Consider the following 4,552-nt stretch of genomic DNA (forward strand, 5'->3'; position numbering starts at 1 on the left):
CCTACTATCCGGTCCCGTAGATCGCCTGAATATGCTCGACCCATGATCCACCTCCAGATCAGGAGGAATCACATTTCCTGATAAAGTGGAATCCCCCTTGATTCCTGCTTCACGCTCGACGCTCTAGGTTTGGGTTGCGAAACTCGACCGACGGAGACCCTGATGACCGACGATCCTCTTCTTCGCCTTCCTCGACGAGACCCGGTGGACTTGTCCTGCTTAAATGGAGAGGCATTTACTCAGCGTGACACGGTTCGTTCGAACTGCGCGGGGCTGGTGTAGTTGAGCGCGGAATGGCGCCGGATGGTGTTGTAGAAGCCGTCGATATAGCTTGCAATGGCCTGCTCGGCTTGGTCGCGGGTGTAGAAGACGGTGCGCCAGACAAGCTCGGATTTGATCGTCTTGAAGAACGTCTCGACCATCGCGTTGATGCTCCTAGTGGATTGATCGTGACAAAAGAGTCCTGCTGAGGATTTCGCCTTTGGCATCGATGTGTGATGATGCGGGATGCGCAGCGGGATCGAGATCAGCGTCACGGCATCGGACAGGTCACGGCTTGAGGGGATCGTTGCGGCACGTGGCTCACCGCAGAAGCATGTATGGCGGGCGCGGATCGTTCTTTTGAGTGACGAAGGCCTGGGCACGGTGGCGATCATGGCAGCGACGGGCAAGTCGAAGACCTGCGTTTGGCGCTGGCAGGAGCGGTTCATGGCCGAAGGCGTCGATGGCCTGCTGCGCGACAAGACGCGACCGCCGGGGATCGCGCCGCTCGGAGCCACGCTGGTCGACAAGGTGGTGGGGCGCCGCCTGACCACGAGGCGACGCACTGGACAGTGCGTGCCATGGCAAGGGCGGTCGGTATCGCGGCCTCCTCGGTGGTGAAGATCTGGCACGACCATGGCCTGGCGCCGCACCGCTGGCGCAGCTTCAAGCTGTCCAACGACAAGGCATTTGCCGAAAAGCTGCACGATGTGGTCGGCCTGTACGTCTCGCCGCCCGCCCATGCCATCGTGCTGCCGGTGGACGAGAAGAGCCAGATCCAGGCGCTCGACCGCACCCAGCCGGGTCTGCCTGCCGCTCAAGCGCGGTCGCGGCGCGACCATGACCCATGACTACAAGCGCAACGGCACCACGACGCTGTTCGCCGTCCTGAACGTCCTCGATGGCTCGGTGATCGGGCGCAACATGCAGCGTCACCGCCACCAGGCGTTCATCCGCTTCCTCAATGCCGTCGAAGCCGAACTGCCCCCCGACAAGGCCGTCCACGTCATCCTGGACAATTACGCGACCCACAAGCAGCCCAGGGTCCGCGCCTGGTTGGACCGCCACCCGCGCTGGACGTTCCACTTCGTGCCGACGTCATGTTCCTGGCTGAACGCGGTCGAAGGCTTCTTCGCCAAGCTGACCCGTCGCCGCCTCAAGAACGGCGTCTTTCACTCCGTCGTCGATCTGCAGGCCGCCATCAACCGCTTCATCAAGGAGCATAACCAGCAGCCCCGCCCCTTCGTCTGGCGCGCCAATCCGGATGAGATCATCGCCACAGTCAGGCGCGGGCACCAAACGTTGGAATCACTCCACTAGTCTACAATATGTAAGCGTGGTCAGCAGGCCGCCTTGTGGTAGCGCCGGTAGCAGGGATGCTTGTCGCCTTTGACGAGGGCGCGGGCGGTGCGGGAAGTTATCGGTTCTACGACCAGTCATAGGAGTACTCGTATGACTGGTCGGATGGAGGTGGTCGGCCGGGTGTCGGGTCGGCGCCGATGGTCGGATGCGGAGAAGTTGGATATCCTGGCCGAAGCGTTCCGGCCTGGGGTTCTGGTCTGCGATGTCATCGCGCGGCGTGAGGTTTCGAGCAGCCTGATCTACACGTGGCGCAAGCAGTTGCGCGAGGGCACGCTGGCCGGGGCGATGCCGTCGCTGCCGGTGTTTGCCGAGGTGCAGGTGGCGGAACTGCCGCCGCCAGCGCCAGAGCCTGCGCCATGTCCATCGGGGCTCATCCAGATCGAGTTGCCGGGCGGCGTGCGGGTGAGTGTCGACGCGGGCGTGGATGCGGGCGCGCTGGCACGGGTGTTGTCGGTGCTGCGGTGAACCCGGTGCTGCTGCCGACGCGGGTGTTCCTGGCGTGCGGCGTGACCGACATGCGCAAGGGGTTCGATGGCCTGGCGGTGCTGGTGCAGCAGGTGCTGGCGCAGAACCCGCATTCGGGTGGCTTGTTCGTGTTCCGGGGCAAGCGGGGTCATCTGGTCAAGCTGCTGTGGTTCGACGGCCAGGGGCTTTGCCTGTTTTCCAAGCGGCTCGACCGTGGCCGTTTCGTCTGGCCAGTGACCGCGACCGGCACGGTGACGCTGACGCCAGCGCAATTGTCGATGCTGCTGGAGGGCATCGACTGGCGACGCCCCGAGCGGACGTTCACACCGACGCTGGCGGGATGAAAACGGCGGTTTTGCGCCACTTTCCCTCGCTCACTTACCTGCAATCTGCTATGGAAACAGGGTGTCGGAAGCACCCGTTTCCCCTGCTGATGCCATCGCGCGGATCGCCGCGCTGGAGGCATCGCTCGCCCGGGCCAATGCCGCGCTCGCGGCCCGCGACCTGCTCATCGATACGTTGCGCGGACAGATCGCCGGGCTGCGGCGGATGCAGTTCGGCGCCTCGTCCGAAAAGCTAGGCCGCGAGATCGAGCAGCTCGAACTGGCGCTGGAGGAACTCGAGACCGAGCGAGATGCGCCTGGGCCTGAGATGGCCGACAACGGCGTGGCGGTTCGGCCGGTGCCCGTCCGCAGTCTGCCCGGACACCTGCCGCGCGAGGAGGTCATCCATGAGCCGGCGTCGGGTACCTGCACCTGCCCGGACTGTGGCGGTGCATTGCGCGTGCTTGGCTCGGACACGCACGAGATGCTCGACATCGTGCCGGTGCGCTGGCGCGTCGTGCGCAACGTCCGCCCCAAATACAGTTGCCGGGTATGCGAGACCGAGCGTTGGAGCCATGCCGGGGGCATGGCGGAGGCGCGCAGGCGTCCAGGCTCCCGCGCCGGTCAGCGCCGTCGCACGTGGCAAGGCGACCTTCGCGACACTGGCACATATCGTCGTCTCCAAGTTCGACCACCATTTGCCGCTCTACCGCCAGGCCGAGATGATGGCCGCGCAAGGGCTCGATATCGACCGCTCGACGCTGGCGGGCTGGACCGGACAGGCCGCAGTGCTCCTCGACCCTATCGTCACGTGCATCCGCGACGAGGTTCTCAAAGCCGACAAGATCCATGCCGACGACACGCCCGTGCCGGTGCTCGACCCCGGCCGGGGGAAGACCGCGACCGGACGGTTATGGGTGTACGCAGCCGACGACCAGGCGTCCGGCGGCACGGCGCCGCGCGCGACCTGGTATCGCTTCACGCCAGACCGCACCCGCCGCACACCCGCTGGCCCACCTTGCCGGCTTTCGCGGTTTCCTTCAGGCCGATGCCTATGCCGGTTATGACGGACTGTACCGCAGCGGCGTGACTGAGGTCGCCTGCTGGGCGCATTTCCGGCGCAAGGTCTTCGACCTCCACGAGCGGTCGCCCACGCCGCTGACCACCGACATCCTCGAGCGGATCGGCACGCTTTACGCTGTCGAGGCCGAGGTTCGCGGCCAACCGCCCGACGTGCGATGTCGAGCCCGACAGGAGAAAAGCCGGCCGCTGGTCGACGCCTTGCGCGAGGTGCTCGACGCCAGCTTGCGCCGCCTGTCGTCCAGGTCCGACATGGCAAGGGCCATCGCCTATGGCACGAAGCGCTGGCCAGCGCTGTCGCGCTTCCTCGACGATGGCCGCCTGGAGATCGACAACACCGAGCATCGTAGCCATGCCGGGGGCATGGCGGAGAAGCACAGGGCGGAGCGCGCGCTGCGCGGTGTCGCGGTCGGACGCCGCAACTGGCTGTTCGCCGGTTCGCGCGCAGGCGGCGAGCGGGCCGCGGCCATCTACACCGTCATCCAGACCTGCAAGGCCAACGGCGTCGATCCGCAGACCTATATCGCCGACGTCATCGCCAAAGTCGCAGCAGACTGGCCTGCCAGCCGATGGGGCGAACTCATGCCTTGGAACTGGATGCCGCCGGCAGATCAGCCGATTGCCCAAGCCGCATAATCTGCGGCCTCTACACCACGCTTACGATCCACCTCCAGATCAGGGCGAATCACATTTCCTGATAAAGTGGAATCCCCCTTGATTCCTGCTTCACGCTCGGCGCTCTAGTCTACAATATCGACTGCCTGATCTTCCACGAACGCCGTGCCGCCATGGGATAGCCGCGCCCGGCGCGGACGTTTCACAGCAAGGAACCGGCGGAAATGGTTCGATCAGGTCGCCAGCAACGTGCACCATGCTGCCGTCAGCCCGCCCTCGTTGCCGAGCGACACGTTGATGGGGGTGCCCAGATGGCGAGCTGAGGTGGCTCGGGGAATTTGAACAGCGTGGATAAGTGGATTGTCGATCTGACAGCGGCCATGCTGGCCGTAAGCAGGAGGCAAGATGAGCAAGCGACCCCGTCGGAACCACAGCCCGGCGTTCAA

Annotated in this window: 3 protein-coding genes and 3 pseudogenes; 4 read left to right on the top strand and 2 right to left on the bottom strand. The window is 64.9% G+C overall.

Annotated elements, in window-relative coordinates:
• Positions 1-239 precede the first annotated feature (239 nt).
• A pseudogene (locus ABDV78_RS19435) lies at positions 240-428 on the bottom strand (IS3 family transposase); the annotation flags it as partial.
• Between the two features lie 79 nt (positions 429-507).
• On the opposite strand from ABDV78_RS19435, the pseudogene ABDV78_RS19440 reads away from it, so the two are divergent.
• From ABDV78_RS19440 to ABDV78_RS19455, 4 genes and pseudogenes are all read left to right on the top strand, one after another.
• A pseudogene (locus ABDV78_RS19440) lies at positions 508-1,581 on the top strand (IS630 family transposase).
• A gap of 132 nt (positions 1,582-1,713) precedes the next feature.
• The gene (locus tag ABDV78_RS19445) at positions 1,714-2,088 is read left to right on the top strand and encodes a transposase (RefSeq protein ID WP_343529089.1); all 375 of its coding nucleotides are present in this window, start codon (positions 1,714-1,716) and stop codon (positions 2,086-2,088) included.
• Positions 2,085-2,432: an IS66 family insertion sequence element accessory protein TnpB gene (gene tnpB, locus ABDV78_RS19450; protein WP_343529090.1), complete on the top strand. Its 348-nt coding sequence runs from the start codon at positions 2,085-2,087 to the stop codon at positions 2,430-2,432. Before ABDV78_RS19445 ends, tnpB begins: the two co-directional genes overlap by 4 nt.
• 43 nt (positions 2,433-2,475) lie before the next feature.
• Positions 2,476-4,127: pseudogene (locus ABDV78_RS19455) on the top strand (IS66 family transposase).
• 212 nt (positions 4,128-4,339) lie between these two features.
• Here the strand turns inward: ABDV78_RS19455 and ABDV78_RS19460 are convergent.
• Positions 4,340-4,552 (bottom strand): hypothetical protein (locus ABDV78_RS19460; protein WP_343529091.1); only part of this gene is annotated, 213 nt, incomplete at its 5' end.

The organism is Sphingomonas sp., assembly GCF_039594485.1.
Lineage (GTDB): Bacteria > Pseudomonadota > Alphaproteobacteria > Sphingomonadales > Sphingomonadaceae > Sphingomonas.